The sequence below is a fragment of the Streptomyces tsukubensis genome, assembly GCF_003932715.1.
Taxonomy (GTDB): Bacteria; Actinomycetota; Actinomycetes; order Streptomycetales; family Streptomycetaceae; genus Streptomyces; species Streptomyces tsukubensis.
Genome location: NZ_CP020700.1, coordinates 2230149 through 2245536, shown reverse-complemented (window position 1 = coordinate 2245536; position 15388 = coordinate 2230149). Strand labels below are relative to the sequence as shown.

General features: G+C 71.5%; 14 protein-coding genes, 1 tRNA gene and 1 pseudogene. 8 read left to right on the top strand and 8 right to left on the bottom strand.

Annotation, left to right across the window (positions count from 1 at the left end):
- The first annotated feature begins 19 nt into the window (after positions 1-19).
- Entirely contained in the window at positions 20-1150 is a 1131-nt protein-coding gene (locus B7R87_RS08380) for a DUF475 domain-containing protein (RefSeq protein ID WP_006349485.1), read from the top strand.
- A gap of 174 nt (positions 1151-1324) precedes the next feature.
- The gene (locus tag B7R87_RS08375; RefSeq protein WP_006349486.1) at positions 1325-2062 is read left to right on the top strand and encodes a hypothetical protein; all 738 of its coding nucleotides are present in this window, start codon (positions 1325-1327) and stop codon (positions 2060-2062) included.
- A 239-nt stretch (positions 2063-2301) separates the two neighbouring features.
- On the opposite strand, the gene B7R87_RS08370 is transcribed toward B7R87_RS08375, so the two are convergent.
- On the bottom strand, positions 2302-3048 hold the full coding sequence (locus B7R87_RS08370; RefSeq protein ID WP_130584588.1) for a TerD family protein: 747 nt from the start codon (positions 3046-3048) through the stop codon (positions 2302-2304).
- Positions 3049-3344: 296 nt separating this feature from the next.
- Between B7R87_RS08370 and B7R87_RS08365 the strand changes: the two genes are divergently transcribed.
- The 3 genes from B7R87_RS08365 (at position 3345) to B7R87_RS08355 (ending at position 8070) form a co-directional block, all read left to right on the top strand.
- Positions 3345-4520 (top strand): HpcH/HpaI aldolase/citrate lyase family protein, encoded by a 1176-nt coding sequence (locus B7R87_RS08365; RefSeq protein ID WP_006349488.1) that lies wholly within the window; start codon positions 3345-3347, stop codon positions 4518-4520.
- A 119-nt stretch (positions 4521-4639) separates the two neighbouring features.
- Positions 4640-7261, top strand: a complete 2622-nt coding sequence (locus B7R87_RS08360) for a phosphoribosyltransferase (protein ID WP_130584663.1) — start codon at positions 4640-4642, stop codon at positions 7259-7261.
- Positions 7258-8070, top strand: a complete 813-nt coding sequence (locus B7R87_RS08355; RefSeq protein WP_006349491.1) for an HAD family hydrolase — start codon at positions 7258-7260, stop codon at positions 8068-8070. The genes B7R87_RS08360 and B7R87_RS08355 overlap by 4 nt, the downstream gene beginning before the upstream one ends.
- 117 nt (positions 8071-8187) lie before the next feature.
- Here B7R87_RS08355 and B7R87_RS08350 read toward each other — a convergent pair whose 3' ends face one another.
- A complete protein-coding gene (locus B7R87_RS08350) occupies positions 8188-8838 on the bottom strand; it encodes a DedA family protein (RefSeq protein ID WP_006349492.1) in 651 nt (216 codons plus the stop codon).
- Positions 8839-9071: 233 nt separating this feature from the next.
- Between B7R87_RS08350 and B7R87_RS08345 the strand changes: the two genes are divergently transcribed.
- Both B7R87_RS08345 and B7R87_RS08340 read left to right on the top strand, forming a co-directional pair.
- Positions 9072-10364, top strand: coding sequence for a sensor histidine kinase (locus B7R87_RS08345; RefSeq protein WP_006349493.1), 1293 nt, complete (start codon positions 9072-9074; stop codon positions 10362-10364).
- Positions 10355-10999 carry a response regulator transcription factor gene (locus tag B7R87_RS08340; RefSeq protein ID WP_006349494.1) on the top strand — a complete coding sequence of 215 codons (645 nt, stop codon included), beginning with the start codon at positions 10355-10357 and terminating at the stop codon, positions 10997-10999. Before B7R87_RS08345 ends, B7R87_RS08340 begins: the two co-directional genes overlap by 10 nt.
- Positions 11000-11054: 55 nt before the next feature.
- On the opposite strand, the gene B7R87_RS08335 is transcribed toward B7R87_RS08340, so the two are convergent.
- The 4 genes from B7R87_RS08335 to B7R87_RS08320 form a co-directional block, all read right to left on the bottom strand.
- Entirely contained in the window at positions 11055-11276 is a 222-nt protein-coding gene (locus B7R87_RS08335) for an FmdB family zinc ribbon protein (RefSeq protein WP_006349495.1), read from the bottom strand.
- Positions 11277-11301: 25 nt separating this feature from the next.
- Positions 11302-11898 carry a DUF4383 domain-containing protein gene (locus B7R87_RS08330; RefSeq protein WP_006349496.1) on the bottom strand — a complete coding sequence of 199 codons (597 nt, stop codon included), beginning with the start codon at positions 11896-11898 and terminating at the stop codon, positions 11302-11304.
- A gap of 140 nt (positions 11899-12038) precedes the next feature.
- On the bottom strand, positions 12039-13409 hold the full coding sequence (locus B7R87_RS08325; protein WP_130584587.1) for a hypothetical protein: 1371 nt from the start codon (positions 13407-13409) through the stop codon (positions 12039-12041).
- A 79-nt stretch (positions 13410-13488) separates the two neighbouring features.
- Positions 13489-14265: a DUF4097 family beta strand repeat-containing protein gene (locus B7R87_RS08320; protein ID WP_006349498.1), complete on the bottom strand. Its 777-nt coding sequence runs from the start codon at positions 14263-14265 to the stop codon at positions 13489-13491.
- Positions 14266-14442: 177 nt separating this feature from the next.
- On the opposite strand from B7R87_RS08320, the gene B7R87_RS08315 reads away from it, so the two are divergent.
- Positions 14443-14517, top strand: a tRNA-Val gene (locus tag B7R87_RS08315).
- Between the two features lie 68 nt (positions 14518-14585).
- Here B7R87_RS08315 and B7R87_RS08310 read toward each other — a convergent pair.
- Positions 14586-14744 (bottom strand): annotated as a pseudogene (locus tag B7R87_RS08310) (site-specific integrase); the annotation flags it as partial.
- 140 nt (positions 14745-14884) lie between these two features.
- Entirely contained in the window at positions 14885-15199 is a 315-nt protein-coding gene (locus B7R87_RS08305) for a hypothetical protein (RefSeq protein ID WP_006349500.1), read from the bottom strand.
- Positions 15200-15388 lie beyond the last annotated feature (189 nt).

Sequence of the window (15388 nt, the reverse complement as noted above, 5' to 3'; positions counted from 1 at the left end):
CTAACACGATTGGGTAGCAGTGGTTCTGAAAACCTTCGGCTGGTCGTTCGCGGTCACCGCGCTCGGTCTGGTCGCAGCGGTTCTCTACGACGGATGGACCGCCTTCAGTCTCGTGGCGATCCTCTGCATTCTGGAGATCTCGCTCTCGTTCGACAATGCGGTGGTCAACGCCGGAATCCTGAAGAAGATGAACGCCTTCTGGCAGCGCATCTTCCTCACCATCGGCATTCTCATCGCCGTCTTCGGCATGCGGCTCGTCTTCCCTGTCGTGATTGTCGCCGTCTCGGCGAGTCTCGGACCCGTCGAGGCCGTCGAACTGGCCTTCAACGACAAGGAGAAGTACGAGCAGCTGGTCACGGACGCCCATGCGTCCATCGCCGCCTTCGGCGGCATGTTCCTGCTGATGATCTTCCTCGACTTCATCTTCGAGGACCGGGACGTCAAGTGGCTCGGCTGGCTGGAGCGCCCGCTGGCGAAGCTCGGCAAGGTCGACATGCTGTCGGTCTGCATCTCGCTGATCGTGCTGCTCGTCAGCGCGGTCTTCCTGGCCCCCGAGGCCCATACGCACAGCGGACCGCAGGACAAGACCGAGACCGTACTGCTCTCCGGTATCGCCGGTCTGATCACCTACCTCGTCGTCGGCGGTCTCTCCGGCTACTTCGAGAACAAGCTCGAAGAGCAGGAGGAGCGCGAGCACGAGGCGGAGGAGGCCGCCCGCAAGAGCGGCAAGCGGGTCACGGCCCTCCAGGTCGGCGGCAAGGCCGCCTTCTTCATGTTCCTCTATCTGGAGGTCCTCGACGCCTCGTTCTCCTTCGACGGGGTCATCGGCGCCTTCGCCATCACCAACGACATCGTGCTGATGGCCATCGGGCTCGGCGTCGGTGCCATGTACGTCCGTTCGCTGACGGTCTACCTGGTCCGCCAGGGCACCCTCGACGACTACGTCTACCTGGAGCACGGCGCGCACTACGCCATCGGCGCGCTCGCCACCATCCTGCTGATCACCATCCGTTTCGAGATCAACGAGATCATCACCGGTCTCGTCGGTGTGGTTCTGATCGGCTGGTCCTTCTGGTCCTCGGTCCAGCGCAACAGGCGTCTGGCCGCCGAGGACGAAAAGGCCCGGCCACACTCCGAAGCCGGGGTGTGACGGCCGGATTATTGCGGAACGCTCTCTGCGGGGCGGCCCCGGGACGCGGGTCCCGGAGCCGCCCCGCGCGGCGCCCGCCAGAGGGCGGAGCCGGCGGGGAGAGCGGGGACGAAGGGTCCATCGGACGGTCCGTGGGCGAGGGGCCCACCGACACACCACTGGGGGTGGCGACACATGGCCTTCTGGGACGGTCTCCTGCGGGGCCGGTCGAACCAGTTCGACCTGGGCACCGCGGCGGCGAACGCGATAGCCCTGACCAAGCGGCGACCCTCGGTCTCCCTGACCGAACAGGGCGCGGCCACCGGCCATCTGCGGGTCAATCTGTCCTGGCGGATGCGGACCTCGGACATCGAGGGCCGCTCCCAACAGAGCGGACAGCTCTTCCGGCATCCGTTCAAACTCTTCCAGCCCGAGGTCGTCCAGGCCCATACCCAGGGCATGGTCAACGTCGACCTCGACCTCGGCTGTCTGTACGAACTCGCCGACGGCACCAAGGGCGTGGTCCAGCCGCTCGGCGGCTTCCTCGGCTCCACGAACGAGCCGCCGTACGTCAAGGGCAGCGGCGACGACCGCTTCGGCTCCGGCTCCGGTGAGACGATCTACGTCAATCTGGACCATCATGCCGAGATCAAACGGCTGCTCTTCTTCGTCTACATCTACGACCAGACCCCGGCCTTCGACCGTACGCACGCCATCGTCACGCTCTACCCCAGCAGCGGCCCCCGGGTCATCGTCGAACTCGACGAACGGGCTCCGCAGGCCCGCTCCTGCGCCGTGTTCAGCATGGAGAACGTCAAGGGCCAGATGATCGTCCGCCGCGAGGTGAAGTTCGTCTACGGCTTCCAGGCAGAGCTCGACCGGCTGTACGGATGGGGTCTCCAATGGGGTCGCGGCTACAAGACGAAGGCATAGGCCCGGGCGTAGGCATAGGCCCGGGCCGTGGCCGGAGGGTCCCGCCCCTCGGGCGGAACGTCGCGCCGGTCGCCCGGGCCGTCACCGGGAGAGCGGGCCGCCGCCCCCGTGGACCCTGCGCACGGGACGCCGCAGCGACCGGTGCCGGGGTCCGGTGCCGGGCGCCCTCCGCCGGTCCGGCCCGCCGCGGGCCGTACCACCTCCCGGCCCGGCCGCCCGGCCGCCGGGCACGGCCCCCGTCAGGCCCGGAGGAACTGCGGACCCATCGGCGGCATCCGGAACTCCGGCCCGGCGGGGACGCCGGGGGCGCGGGCCGGGACCCGATGGGCAGGGGCGGGCCGGGCGGCCGGCGGCCGGGCCGGGGGAGGCGGTGCCTGCGGGACCGCCGGCCGGGCGACGGTCCCCGGCTCCGGCCCCGGTGCGGCGGCCGCCGGCTCCGACTCGTCCACCGAGATCCCGAACGCCGTGGCCAGCCCCACCAGACCGGTCGGATACCCCTGGGCCACGGCACGGAACTTCCAGGTGTCGCCGCGCCGATACAGCTCACCGCAGATGATCGCGTTCTCCGCACCGGTCTCCGGCATCACGTCGAACACCGCGAGCGGTTCCGCACCCGCGTCCGCGGTCGAAGCGTCGTACAGCGCGATCCGCAGATCGGTCACCAGCCGGAAGGTGTCGCCGTCCGAGGAGGCGGCCAGCACGATCTGGTCGACGGAGGCGTCCAGCGCGGCGAGATCCGCCTCGACGGTGTCCGTCAGCTGCTCCCCGACCCGCTTCTTCGACAGCCGGCGCACCAGGCCGGAAGGGTGCCGCGGCTGGTTGTAGAAGACGAAGTCCTCGTCGGTCCTGACCCGGGCGTCCGCCCCCAGCAGCAGCGCGGACGCGTCCACGTCGGGCACCCCCGTCCCGGGGGTCCACCGCAGCACAGCCCGTACGGCCGGGGCGTCCAGAGCGCAGTTCGAGCCCTTCACCATCGCGTGCGTCATGTCCGCCATCCTGCCTCCCCCGGGGCCGGGCGGACAATGCGGGTCCCCGGCCGGACCACCCGTGTCGGGACCCGTCCGAGGACCGGAGCGGCTTCCGGAACCGACGCTTCCGCGATGCCCGGGAGGGCCTCCGGGCGGCACGCGTCCGTCCCGCCCGGGTGCCGTGCCGGGCGGGACGGACGATGCTCCCGCGTCACCCCGCGTTCACCGGGGCGGGGAACCGCCGTCACGCTTTCGTACGTACTATTACCGGCCACGTCGTTCCGGCGGGCCGCCATCCAGTACGGGGGACTTTGATGCGTCATTTCGGGCAGCTCTCGCCTGCCGTCCGGCAGCGCCTGTTCCACCGTGAACCGGTCGAATTCACCGCGGCTTCCCCCGCCGGGATCCTCGCCGCCGCCCTCGGGGCCACCCTCTACAGCCCGGCCACCCGCCCCCGCCTCGCCGACGATGTCCTCAAGCAGGTCGCCGCGGGTGTGGTCTCCATGGTCGTCTGCCTGGAGGACTCCATCGACGACGCAGAGGTGCCCGAGGCCGAGGAGAACCTCGTCCGGCAGTTCGCCGATCTCGACGCCCGGGCCGAGGCCGGCGCGGAACCACCCCTGCTGTTCATCCGGGTCCGGGAGCCCGGGCAGATACCCGACCTGGCGCGCCGGTTCGGAGAATCCATTCGCCGGGTGTCCGGATTCGTACTGCCGAAGTTCACCGAGGAGCGCGGCGCCCCCTTCCTGGAAGCCCTCACCGCCGCCGAGGCGGCGACCGGCCACCGGCTGTTCGCCATGCCCGTCCTGGAGTCCCCGGAACTGCTCCACCTGGAGACCCGGCGCCGGACCCTCACCGGAATAGCCGCCACCGTCGACAAGTACCGCGACCGGGTGCTCGCCCTGCGGCTAGGAGTCACCGACTTCTGCTCCGCGTACGGACTGCGCCGCTCGCCCGATATGACCGCTTACGACGTCCAGATCGTCGCTGCGGTGATCGCGGACGTCGTCAATGTCCTCGGCCGCGCCGACGGCACCGGCTACACCGTCACCGGCCCCGTCTGGGAGTACTTCCGCCTCCAGGAGCGGATGTTCAAACCCCAGCTGCGGCGCAGCCCCTTCATGGAGGGCCGCGCCGACGAACTGCGGACCGCCCTCATCGAGCACGACCTCGACGGACTGCTCAGGGAGATCGAACTGGACCGCGCCAACGGACTCACCGGCAAGACGTGCATCCACCCCTCGCACGTCCTGCCCGTGCACGCGCTCTCCGTGGTCAGCCACGAGGAGTTCAGCGATGCGCAGGACATCCTCCGCCCGGAGCGCGGCGGCGGCGGGGTGATGCGCTCCGCGTACACGAACAAGATGAACGAGGTGAAGCCGCACCGGGCCTGGGCCGAACGGACCCTGCTGCGGGCCACCGCCTTCGGCGTGGCCCGGGAGGACGTCGGCTTCGTGGAGCTGCTCACGGCCGGGCACTCCGCTTCATGACCGGTCCCGGGGCGCCGCGCACCGGCCCGTACGCAAGGGACAGAGCGAACCCAGCAGACGCAACAGACACGGCGAGAGCCAGGGCGGCGGAGAACGCGGTGACGGAGGGAACGGACGCGATGGTGTGGTCGGGACGATGGGTCGCCGAGCGGCTCGGCGTCGGGCTCGACGGGGACGAGGAGCTGCGCTCCCTGCTCGGACTGGCGCTGCGCCGCAACCCGAAGCGGGCCCATCTGCTCGTCTCCAACGTGCTCGGCAAGCACGTCCCGCAGTCACCGGCCCTGGTGTACGAGTCGGGGCGCGGCCTGGGCGTCCGGGTCCGGGCGCTGCTCGGCGACGAGGAGGCCGCGAGGGCGGTCGTCCTCGGCTACGCGGAGACCGCCACCGGCCTCGGCCACGCGGTCGCGGACGGCCTGGGCCTCGCCCCGTATCTGCACTCCACCCGCCGTCCGGTGCCGGGCGTCGCGGCCGCCGGAGGCTTCGAGGAGTCCCACTCCCACCACACGTCCCATCTGCTGCTGCCGGAGAACCCGGAGCTGCTGGCCGGGGCCGGTCCGCTGGTCCTGGTCGACGACGAGTTCTCGACCGGCAACACCGTCCTCAACACGGTCCGCGCCCTGCACGAGCGCTATCCCCGCGACCGCTATGTCATCGTCGCCCTCGTGGACATGCGCGCCCCGGCCGACCGCGAGCGGCTCACCGCCTTCGCGGCGGCACTCGGCGCCCGCGTCGACCTGATCGCCCTCGCCTCGGGCACGGTCACCCTCCCCGACGGTGTCCTGGAGAAGGGCCGGGCCCTGGTGGAGCGCTGGTCGGCGCCGGACCGCACCCCGGCCGGAGCGGACGGCGCCCCGCCCGGGACGGTGCGCCGGGTGGAGCTGCCCTGGCCGGAGGGCCTCCCGGACGGTGGCCGGCACGGCTTCCTCCCGGCCCACCGCGGGACACTGGAGGCGGCCCTGCCCCGGTTGGCCGCGGCCCTGGCGGACGCCCTGCCCGGGGCCGTACGGGACCCCGGTGCTTCCGGGGCCGTACAGGATCCTGATGCTTCCGCGGTCGTACGGGACCCCGGCGCCCTCGCGGCCGTACCGGAGCCCGGTGGCCCCGCGGCCGTACGGGACCCTGATGCCCCCGCGACCGGCGGCCCGGCCTCCGGCGACCCCGCGGCGACCCCGGCCCCCGGCCGCACCCGGCGCCGCGGACGCGCCCGCGTGCTCGTCCTCGGCTTCGAGGAGCTGATGTACGCGCCCCTGCGCCTGGCCACCGCCCTGGAGAGCGCCCTCGACGCCGAGGTGCGCTACTCGACGACCACCCGGTCACCCGTCCTCGCCGTCGACGACCCGGGCTACGCCATCCGTACCCGGATCACCTTCCCCGCCCACGACGACCCGGCCGACGGCCCCGGCGACCGCTACGCCTACAACGTCGCGGGCGGCGGCTTCGACGCCGTCGTCGCCGTCGTCGACTCGGTCGCCGACACACCCGCACTGCACGCCCCCGACGGGCTGCTCGCCGCGCTCGCCGCGCACACCCCGCACGTGCTGCTCGCCGTGGTCCCCAGCCACCTCCCCGTACCCCCGGCCGTCCAGGAAAGGGCATCCATGCTCGCCGAGCCGCTCCGCGGCCCCGCCTTCTCGTCCTATGCGCCCGACGACGTCGGCTGGCTGCTCCAGGACCTGTCGGACACCCGGCTCGAAGCCCCCACCGAGGAGCGCGAGGAGGCCATCCAGAACGGCGGCGCCCACTACGCCGAATCGCTGCCGGTCGAGTACCAGCCCAGCGCCGACTACCAGCGGCTCTTCCAGCGCGCCCTGGACGAATCCGCCGTCCGCATCGCCCGCGCGGTCGGCACCGTCACCGAGACCGTGCTCGCCGAGCGCTCGCCCCGGCCCGTCCTGGTCTCCCTGGCCCGGGCCGGCACCCCCGTCGGCATCCTGATGCGCCGCTGGGCCCGGCAGCGCCACGGCCTCGACCTGCCGCACTACGCCGTCTCCATCGTCCGGGGCCGGGGCATCGACGCCAACGCGCTGCGCTGGCTGCGCGACCACCACGACCCGGCGGACGTCGTCTTCGTCGACGGCTGGACCGGGAAGGGCGCGATCACCCGCGAGCTGGCCGCCGCCATCGGGGAGTCCGAGGGCTTCGACCCGCGGATCGCGGTCCTCGCCGACCCGGGGAGCTGCGTCGCCACCTACGGCACCCGCGAGGACTTCCTCATCCCCTCCGCCTGCCTCAACTCCACCGTCTCCGGGCTGATATCGCGGACCGTCCTCCGGGCCGATCTGGTCGGCCCGGACGACTACCACGGCGCCAAGTACTACCGGGAACTGCTCGGCTCCGACGTCTCCGCCCACTTCGTCGACACCATTGCCGCCCGTTTCGACGAGGTCGCCGCCGCCGTCGCCATCGAGGTCAAGGAACTGCTGTCGACCGACCGCACCCCCACCTGGGAGGGCTGGGCCGCCGTCGAGCGGATCAGCGAGGAGTACGGCATCCACGACGTCAACCTGGTGAAACCGGGGGTCGGCGAGACGACCCGGGTGCTGCTCCGCCGCGTCCCGTGGAAGATCCTCGCCCGCGCCGGGGCCGGACCCGACCTCGACCACGTACGGCTCCTGGCGGAACAGCGGGGCGTGCCCGTCGAGGAGGTCGACCGGCTGCCGTACACCTGTGTCGGGCTGATCCACCCCCGCTACACCCGCGGGGCCACCGGCGCCGACGGCAAGGCGGTGACCGCCCCGTGACCGGCACACCCGTCGCCAGGCTGGTCGCCAGCGACCTCGACCGTACGCTGATCTACTCGGCCGCCGCCCTCCGGCTCACCGGCCCCGACGCGCTCGCGCCCCGGCTGCTGTGCGTCGAGGTCTACCAGGCCAAACCGCTGTCGTATGTCACCGAGACCGCGGCCGGGCTGCTGGCGCGGGTGGCCGCCGAGACGGTGTTCGTGCCCACCACCACCCGCACCCGCGAGCAGTACGGACGGATCAGGCTGCCCGGCCCGCCGCCCGCCTACGCGGTCTGCGCCAACGGCGGGCACATCCTCGTCGACGGTGTCTCCGACCCCGCGTGGCAGCGGGCCGTCACCGCCCGGCTGGACGGCGAATGCGCCCCCCTGGCCGAGGTCCGGGCCCATCTGCTGGCCGCCGCCGACCCCGCGTGGGTGCTGAAGGAGCGGGTGGCCGAGGACCTGTTCGCCTATCTCGTCGTCGACCGGTCGCTGCTGCCCGAGGGCTGGGCCAAAGAGCTGGCGGGCTGGGCCGAGCCCCGGGGCTGGTCCGTCTCCCTCCAGGGCCGGAAGATCTACGCCGTACCGAAGCCGCTGACGAAGAGCGCGGCGGTACGGGAGGTGGCCCGGCGGGCGGGCACCGGCGAGATCCTCGCGGCCGGGGACTCCCTGCTGGACGCGGATCTGCTGCTGGCGGCGGACCGGGCATGGCGGCCGGGGCACGGCGAGCTGGCGGCGGCCGGCTGGTCGGGACCGCGGGTCACGGCCCTGGCGGAAACCGGGGTCGTGGCGGGCGAGGAGATCCTCCGCAGGTTCCTGGCGCCGTAGCGCCGGGCGGACAGCGGAGAAGGGGCCGTCCCCCCGAGGGACGGCCCCTTCTGCGTACCTCCGCGTACTCCCGTCAGCCTGCGCCTGTCGTCGCTTGTCTCCGTCCGTCTTCTTTCGTCAGGCCCGGCGCCGGCTGCCCGAACCCGACTTCAGCAGCCGGACCACGAAGAACCCCACGACCGCGAGTACGGCCCCGACCAGGACCAGCTTGGAGTAGGTGGAGACGTACCCCGTCACGGACTCCCAGTTCTCGCCGAGCAGATACCCGGCCATGACGAAGACGGTGTTCCAGATCGCGCTGCCGAGCGTCGTCAGCCCCAGGAACAGGGGGAGCGACATCCGCTCCACCCCCGCGGGGACGGATATCAGCGAGCGGAAGATCGGGATCATGCGCCCGAAGAAGACCGCCTTCGGGCCGTGCTTGATGAACCAGGCCTCCGTCTTCTCGATGTCCGAGACCTTCAGCAGCGGAAGCTTGGACGCGATCGCCACCGTACGGTCCCGGCCGAGTGCCGCCCCGACCCCGTACAGCGCCCACGCTCCGACGACCGAACCGATCGTGGTCCAGATCAGTGCGGCGACGAGGTTCATCTGACCCGTGCTGGACGCGAAGCCGGCGAGCGGAAGAATCACTTCACTGGGGAGCGGTGGAAAGAGGTTCTCCAGGGCGATGGCGATGCCAGCACCCGGTGCGCCGAGGGTGTCCATGAGGCTGTTGATCCAGCCCGGAGCACTGCTCTCGATCGGCGCGGCGGCGGTCACGATCATGGGGTCCATGTATCAAAGGTAATGAATGCCGGCTGAAGACAGTCTGAAGCCCCCCACAGACTGACCTGCGGTTTACCGCAGTGTGCCGGTGGGGTCACGCTGGCTAGGGTGATGCGCCGGAACCGGGCGGGGCCGGTCCCAGGGAAGGAACCGGGCAAGCCGCTACAGATCTGGCAGATCTGTGGGACGCAGGGGACGCAGGGGACGCAGGGGGCGGAGGGGGCGTGACGGGCATGGGGGAGACGGAAACGGCCGACGGCACTGGAGGCACTGGAGCCATCGGAAGTGCCGGAGACGCCGGAAGGGCCGAGGGGCCCGTTCCCGTACCCGCCCCCTCACACCGCGACGCCTCCCTCCGGCGGCTCGCGGTCCGCGGAGGCAGGGCCCTCGCAGGGCTCGCGATCGGGGCGCTGACCGCGCTGGCGGGCCTGCTCGCCGCCGTACCCGCCGGACTGGCGCTCCTGACGGTCCTTGCCCTCCCGGGGGCCCGCCGGGCCGTCCTGCGCCCGCTGACCGCCGTCGGCGCCCGGGTGGCCCGGGCCGAGCTGCGCAGGCTGGAGACGTTCTGCGGAATCGTGCCCCCGGCCGGCTACTCGCCCGCCGACGCGCTCCGCTACACCCTGTACCGCATCCCCCTCGGCCTTCTCGGCGGAATGGTCCTGGCGCTGATGGCGACGGGACTGTTCTGGTTTCTCGTCGGGCTGCTCGGCTGGTTCGTGATCCTCGTGGACTATCCGCTGGAGGCGATCGGCACCGGGCTCCTCGGGGCGTTCCTGCTGGTCCTCACCGCCCAGGGCGTCTACGGCACGGTCCTGCTGGAGGCCGGGCTCGTCCGCCGGGTGCTCGGCCCCGGACCGCACGCGGCCCTCCGGCGCCGTATCGACGAGCTCGCCACCAGCCGCTCCGAGGTCGTCGACGCCGTCGACGAGGAGCGGCGCCGGATCGAACGCGATCTCCACGACGGCGTCCAGCAGCAGCTCGTCGCCCTCGGGATCCTGCTGGGCCGGGCCCGGCGCAGCACCGACCCCGAACGCGCCGGGCGGCTCCTCCGCCAGGCCCAGGAGGAGAACCGGCGGGCGCTGGCCGAGCTGCGGGAGGTCGCCTGGCGGGTGCACCCCGCCGTGCTCGACGAAGCCGGTCTTTCCGTGGCGCTGGAGAGCGTCGCCGAACGCAGCCCGCTCCCCGTCGACCTCGGTTACGACGACGGGGGCCGGCCGCCCGCCCGCCGTGCCGCGACGGTGCTGTACTTCGTCGTCTCGGAAGCCGTGACCAATGTCGTCAAACATGCGGACGCCACCCGGATCCGCGTCCGTGTCCACCGGGCCGGAAGCGGCAACGGAAACGACGGCGGGGGCGGGGGCACGTTCGGACTGCTCGTCGAGGACGACGGTCGCGGCGGCGCCGATCCGGCGGGCGGCGGACTCACCGGGCTGGCGCGCCGGGTCGCCGCCCTCGACGGCCGGTTCGCGGTGCACAGCCCGCCCGGCGGACCCACCACCATCACCGCGGAGCTGCCGTGCGCATAGTCGTCGCCGAGGATTCGACCCTGCTGCGGGAGGGACTCGTCAGGCTGCTGGCCGAGGAGGGGCACGAGGTCGTCGCGGCCGTGGGCGACGGCGAGGCGCTGCTCGCCGCGGTCGAAGCCGGGGCGCCCGATGTGGTCGTCGCCGATGTCCGGATGCCCCCGACGCACACCGACGAGGGACTGCGGGCGGCACTGGAGATCCGCCGCCGCCGGCCCGAGGTGGGGGTGCTGGTGCTCTCGCAGTACGTGGAGCGGCGGTACGCCAACGAGCTGCTGAGCGGGGAGTCCCGGGGCGTGGGCTATCTGCTGAAGGACCGGGTCGTCGAGATCGACGAGTTCCTCGACGCACTGGACCGGGTGGGGCGCGGCCGGGCCGCCTTCGACCCGGAGGTCGTCCGGCGGCTGATGGCCCGCAGCACCAGGACGGACCCGCTCGCCCGGCTGACGGCCAGGGAGCGGGAGGTCCTGGCGGAGATGGCCCAGGGGCACGCCAACCGCGCGATCGCGGAACGGCTGTACGTCTCGCAGAGCGCGGTCGAGAAGCACATCAACGCGATCTTCGACAAGCTGGAGCTGACCCGGACGGCGGGCTACTCGCGCCGGGTGATGGCGGTCCTGCGCTATCTCGGCACCTGACGGCGGGCCCGTACGCCCACCCTCGTACCCGACGGGGGACGGGCCCGGCCGGGGTTCAGCCGCAGCAGCCGCCACCGCAGCAGCCCCCGCCACCGCCACCGGAAGCGGCGGCGCGCGGCGCACCCGTGGCCGTACCGCCCACGGCGACCGCGGAGAGCAGCTTCACCGTGTCGTCGTGCCCGTCGGGGCAGCTCGCGGGCTCGCCGGAGCGGGCCATCGGCCGGTCGATCTCGAAGGTGTCGTCACAGGTGCGGCAGCGGAACTCGTATCGGGGCATGCGCCAAGGTTAAGGGGCTGTCCCGTTACGCGCCGCCCCCGGAATCGTGGACCCCGGTGGAAACCGCCGATCCACGGGCCCGCGCGGCCCGGGCCTCGTCCTCGGCCTCCTGGGGATGGCGGGCCTTCCAGTACGGGTTGTCGTGCGGAAGCGTCGAGCTGACCCGCCCGTACATGCCGAAGAACATCAGCAGCAGCCCCACCACAAAGCTGAACAGCACGTTCTGAATCTTGAACGCGAAGGGATTGAAGCTGGTGTCCAGCAGGGCGAGATTGATGAAGCCGCTGGCGATGAAGAGGATGCCGAGGACCATGTTGAGGGTCGAGGCGAAGTTGCCGCCCTTCAGCATCCCGAAGAGGAGCAGCGCACCCACGCAGATCGACAGCACGCTCAGGGCGCCGTTGGTGTTCAGGCCGATGACAGTCGCGCCGTGGGTGTTGAAGAAGCCGATCTTGTCGACCAGCCCCAGGATGCCGAAGGCGACCAGGAACGCGCCCATCACTCCCGCGCCGATCCGGTAGACGCGGCTGAGCCGGTGGTCGACGGGCAGATGCTCGTCGAGTGTGGCGCGCGGGCGGTTCCGCGGCTGCCGGGTCCTGTGGGGCAGTACATGTGCGGCCATGAGCGGCCTCCTCGGGTACGAACCGTTTCGCGTACTCGTACCTCCCAGCATCCGCCCGCAGCGCCGCCCCTTCAAATCAGGGGCCCGGCGGCCCGGCGGCCCGGCGGCCCGGCGGCCCGGCGGCCCGGCGGTCCTGGGGCTCAGCCCGCGGCCCGCTCCTCGCGGATCTGCTCCACGGTCCGGGCGGCGGTCCGCCGGACGGCCTCCGCCTCGGTGAGGAAGTGCCAGTAGTCCGGGTGCCGGCCCTCCAGGGAGGCGACGGCCCGGTCGAGCCGGGCGACCGCCTCGTCCAGCGGCCGGGCGTGCCGGGGGTCGGGCCGGTCGCGCCCGGCCATGGCGAGGCGCTGGGCGTCACGGAGCGCAAAGCGGGTGCGGTCGATCTCCGGCCGCCGGTCCCGGGCGACGGCGTCCAGCCGCTCCAGCCGCTCACGGGCGGCGGAGATCGCCTCGTCCGTGCTGTTCAGCAGGGCGCGCACGGTCCCGAGCAGCGCGGTGACATCGGGCCAGCGCTGCTCGTCGCGGGCGGCTGCGGCCTCCGTGAGCCGCTGCTCGGCGAGCCGAATATCGGCGGCGGCCCGCTCGGGCACCGGCTGGAGGTCCTGCCAGCAGGCAGCGGAGTAGCGGCGGCGCAGTTCGCTGAGGACCGGTTCGACGCCCTGGGCACGGGTGGTGAGGGCCTGGGCCCGGGTACGGAGGGAGACCAGGCGCTTGTCGGTGTCGGCGGCGAGGGAGGGCAGCTTCTCGGCATCGGCCCGGACCGCTTCGGCCTCGCGCAGAACCTGGTCGGCACGGTGCAGCGTCTCGGTGACGCCGTGGCGCCCGGCGCCCTGGTTGAGCTTGGTCAGCTCGGGGCCGAGCCGGGCCAGCCGGGCGGCGAGATCATCAGCCCGCAGCCCGGAGCCGCGCGCCTCGTCCAGGGCGTTGCTCGCGGCGAGCAGGGCCGCCCTGGCCCGCTCGGTGGCGGGCAGCAGCCGGGCGAGCCGGGTCTCGGCCTTGTCGAGCAGCGGCCCCAGTCCCTCCCCGAACCGGTCCAGCTCGGCCTTGACCGAGACCAGCTCGTCCTTGGCCCGGTTCAGCTCGGTCCGGGCCCGGGCGGCGACGGAGGCGTCGAGATCGTCCCGGTCGAGATCGTGGGCGTCGACCGCGGTGATGTACCGCCCGCTGGCCTCGTCGATCCGCTGCCCCAGCGCCGCGAACCCCTCCGCGGCCCGCCGGGTGGTCGGCGAATCGTCCACCGCGGTGATCGTCTCGATGGAGATCCGCAGCTCGCGCTGGGCACTGTCCAGTTCGTAGAAGGCGGCGGCCGCGGCGTCCTTCGCGGCCTGCGCATCGGCCCGCAGACTCTCCCCGCGCCCCCCGAACCAGCGGCGCGTCCCCCCGCCGGCGAAGGCCCCCGCCAGCGCCCCGGCGAACAGCGGCACGGGCAGCAGCACAAGCCGGAGCACATCCTTGACGGCACTGACGGCACTCGCTGTGGCCGAGGTCCGCTGCCGCGCGTGTGTCGCCGTCACTACCCTCTCCCGTGCCGTGTCGCCGTACCCGGTCGGACCATTGTCCCACCTGGTACGGACGCACACACGGGCCGTTCGGTTACCCCTTGAGCCGTACGGTCACATCACCGTTGTTGCTCTCCGCCCGCACCTTGCGCGGACTGCTGTCGTCCTGCTCGGCGTCGGACAGGCGTATCTTCCGGGACCCGTTGTCGGCATTCGAATTGACCGCGTACGGAGCCCCGGCGGACGGCAGCTCCACCACGATGTCCCCGTTGTCGGTGACGGCCTCCAGCTTCTCGGCGGCCGTCTTCATCCGCACCTTCACCTTGCCGTTGTCGCTCTTGACGTTCACCTCCCGGGAGCTGACGTCCTCCAGCCGGACATCCCCGTTCGACGTACTGAGCCGCAGATCACCGGTGGTGCCTCTGACGGTCACGTCGCCGTTGTCCGAGGAGATCTTGAGGGGAGCGGCGAACGCGGAGGCGTTCACCTTCCCGTTGTCGTGGTCCACGGTGACGGCGACTCCTTTGGGCACCTCCACGGTGTGCCGGGAGTCGCAGTCGCCGACGAACCCGTCGCAGTTGGTGCGCAGGATCAGCCGCCCGTCCTCCATCCGCCACTGCGGATCGGGCCCGCCCCCCACCACCGCCCACCCGTCGACCTGCCGGGTGACCTTCACCTGGTCGCCGTCCCCGGGCACGAGCGTCACATCGGAGTCGTCCACATCGACGGTCAGCTCCTTCCCGACGACGGCGAAGGACTTCCGCTCCACGGGAGCCCCCTCCGCATCGGCGGCCCCGCACCCCACGACCCCGAACACCAGCACACCCCCCACCCCGATCGCCACGATTCCCCGGGCGGCACGGCCGTCCATAACGAGTCCTTCCCCCTGCCGATCCACCATTTCCCCCAAAGCTAGATCGCCCGGTCCTCCCTCACGATCCGGCGACCCACCGCATCCGCGGTAGGGCTACCCCCCCTCCCCACCACCCCCGCGGGAACGCGTTTGCGGTCGGCCCCGCTGCGCCATGTAGGCTGTTCTCTCATCCACGGGTGCGTAGCTCAGGGGTAGAGCGCTGCTCTTACAAAGCAGATGTCGGCGGTTCGAAACCGTCCGCGCCCACCAGGACAAAGGCCCCGGACCGATCATGGTCCGGGGCCTTTGACATCCGTATCTGACATCAACGTCCGTGATCATTCACGGACGGGACGCCTCCTGAGCAGCCGGTCCATATGGCTCACGGCCTCCCGCTGGGTGTCCTGCACGACGTGGGTATACACGTTCATGGTGACCGCGATCTGACTGTGCCCGAGGATCTCCATCACCGTGGAGCTGGCCGAACCCGCGCGAGTGCGGAACCGGCAGGCCCCTCCTCACCCGAAAATCTGGGCCGTCCTTGGGTCGTGCGGGGCCACTCCAGGCTGACCATGGTCAACAAGCAGTGACAGATCAACGATGGAGCTGCCTCCCTCTCGCCTCAGGCCCAGCCAGCTCACCGCATCCACACTTGCTGGAACTCTTCAGCCGGTATCGCCTCCATCGGATCCTCTTCAGGGTCGATGGCTTGGTCTGTCAGACCGCCGTATTCGTCCTCCAAGTGTTCCCAGCAGTAGCGGTGGAGCCGGCCGGCCGAAGTCAACTCGGCCTGCTTGATGACGATCAACTCACCATGCTCCGGGACATTCTCGAAGTACCAGAGACTGCCCTCGTCATCAGCGTGGCGGAAGTGGTGTCGCAGGATGGCAGTCTCGTCGAGTACTCGGAAGTACGTCGCGGTCTCTGCTTTGATGCGCTCCAGGTTCACCACGGGACCATCGTGCCAGCAGGCGCGCGTTGTTACTCCGTTCTGATATCCATGAGTGACATCAACGATGCCGGACATCAGCAAACCTGGGCGCCCAGGTACGGCTTGCACGCCCAGGTGGTTCCCTAGTCGCGCCGACGAACGATCGAACTCGCAAAGCAGATGCCAGCGGTTCGAAACCGTCCGAGCCCA